Source organism: Arcticibacterium sp. GJ41-1 (assembly GCF_055808875.1).
Map to the genome: position 1 here is coordinate 1 of NZ_CM147888.1, position 2,500 is coordinate 2,500.

General features: G+C 47.4%; 2 rRNA genes (1 of these 2 cut by a window edge). Both read right to left on the reverse strand.

The annotated features are described in order from the left end of the window. Positions 1–53: 53 nt before the first annotated feature. Positions 54–165 (reverse strand): 5S ribosomal RNA (rrf, locus tag AC0L6O_RS00005). Between the two features lie 162 nt (positions 166–327). Next, positions 328–2,500, reverse strand: a 23S ribosomal RNA gene (locus AC0L6O_RS00010); it runs 655 nt beyond the window's last position.

The window sequence follows — 2,500 nt, forward strand, 5'->3', positions numbered from 1 at the left end:
ACTATTCATGCATAAAAAAACCCCAACACGTTACGTATTGAGGTTTAATAAAAATGCGGCGTCTACCTACTCTCCCAGGTTTGATCCAAGTACCATCGGCGGTTCGGGGCTTAACTTCTCTGTTCGGAATGGGAAGAGGTGGACACCCGTCCTATAAACACCATCAAATCTTCAGGTTCATCACTGAACCAATTTCTTTTGATGAATTTAGTTCATATCTAAATCAACAAACTGACATTAACGATTTTACTTCTGCCTTCGACTTTAAGCCTTTCGCAATTAAAATCATTGAGATGAAGAAAGACTGAGTAGAATAAATTATATAAAAAAGAGAACTTATCGGTTCATTAGTACTACTCGGCTACATACATTGCTGCACTTACACCTATAGCCTATCTACGTCGTAATCTCCAACGTTCCTCTATGGAAGTCTCATCTTGAGGTGGGTTTCACACTTAGATGCTTTCAGTGTTTATCCCGTCCATACGTAGCTACTCTGCCGTGCCCTTGGCAAGACAACAGATACACCAGCGGTATGTCCAATTCGGTCCTCTCGTACTAAAATCAGAGCCTCTCAAACTTCCTACGCCCACCACAGATAGGGACCGAACTGTCTCACGACGTTCTGAACCCAGCTCGCGTGCCACTTTAATGGGCGAACAGCCCAACCCTTGGGACCTTCTCCAGCCCCAGGATGTGACGAGCCGACATCGAGGTGCCAAACCTCCCCGTCGATATGAGCTCTTGGGGGAGATCAGCCTGTTATCCCCGGAGTACCTTTTATCCTTTGAGCGATGGCCCTTCCATACAGAACCACCGGATCACTATATCCGTCTTTCGACCCAGATCGACTTGTAGGTCTCTCTGTCAAGCTCCCTTTTGCTATTGCACTCAACGCACGGTTACCAACCGTACTGAGGGAACCTTTGAAAGCCTCCGTTACTCTTTTGGAGGCGACCACCCCAGTCAAACTACCCACCAAGCAATGTCCTCCCTCTGGGAGTTAGGAAACAGATAAATAAAGGGTGGTATTTCAACAACGACTAAACTACGCCTAGCGACGCAGCATCAAAGTCTCCCACCTATCCTACACATTATTTACCCAGTCCCAATGCTAAGCTATAGTAAAGGTTCACGGGGTCTTTCCGTCCCGTGGCGGGTAGACGGCATCTTCACCGTCACTACAATTTCGCCGAGCTCACGGCTGAGACAGTGCCCAGATCGTTACACCATTCGTGCAGGTCGGAACTTACCCGACAAGGAATTTCGCTACCTTAGGACCGTTATAGTTACGGCCGCCGTTTACTGGGGCTTCAATTCAGACCTTCGCATTGCTGCTAAGCCCCCCTTTTAACCTTCCAGCACCGGGCAGGTGTCAGGCCATATACGTCGACATTAATCTTCGCATAGCCATGTGTTTTTGCTAAACAGTCGCCTGGGCCATTTCTCTGCGGCCTCCATTTTATTATGGAGGCTCCCCTTATCCCGAAGTTACAGGGTTAATTTGCCTAATTCCTTAGCCGTGAATCACTCGAGCACCTTAGGCTTCTCGCCTCGACTACCTGTGTCGGTTTGCGGTACGGTCTGTTATAAACTAGAGCTTAACGGCTTTTCTTGGAACCTTGTCCCCCTACTCGGTTCTGCCTAAGCGTCCCCTCTACGCACTATTCCGTCAGTACGTGCAAAGCTTCAAAATCCGTCCCCGTGTCGCATTTATAACAGGTTCAGTAATATTAAACTGATTCCCATCGGCTTCTGCTCTCGCATTATCCTTAGGATCCGACTAACCCTCCGTTGATTAGCATAGCGGAGGAAACCTTAGTCTTTCGGTGTGCATGTTTCTCACATGCATTATCGCTACTTATTCCTACATTTGCTTTTCTGTACGCTCCAGCATCCATTACCAGACACATTCACTGCATACAGAATGCTCCCCTACCACTTGTAATAAAAATTACAAATTCTAAGCTTCGGTACTATACTTTATGCCCGTTTATTATCGATGCCCGCCCCGCTCGACCAGTGAGCTGTTACGCACTCTTTAAATGATTGCTGCTTCCAAGCAAACATCCTGGCTGTCTCTGCAGTCAGACTTCCTTAGTTCAACTTAGTATAGATTTAGAGACCTTAGCTGTAGATCTGGGTTCTTTCCCTCTTGGACTCGGACCTTAGCACCCGAGCCCTCACTGCCGGTTATATCTTATCGCATTCGGAGTTCATCTGAATTTGGTAGGATGTGACTCCCCCGCATCCAATTGGTAGCTCTACCTCGACAAGACTCAACACCGACGCTGTTCCTAAAAACATTTCGGGGAGTACGAGCTATTTCCTAGTTTGATTAGCCTTTCACCCCTACCCACAGTTCATCCAAACACTTTTCAACGTATACTGGTTCGGTCCTCCATTCCGTGTTACCGGAACTTCAACCTGACCATGGGTAGATCACTAGGTTTCGCGTCTACAGCATGCGACTAAACGCACTGTTAATACTCGCTTTCGC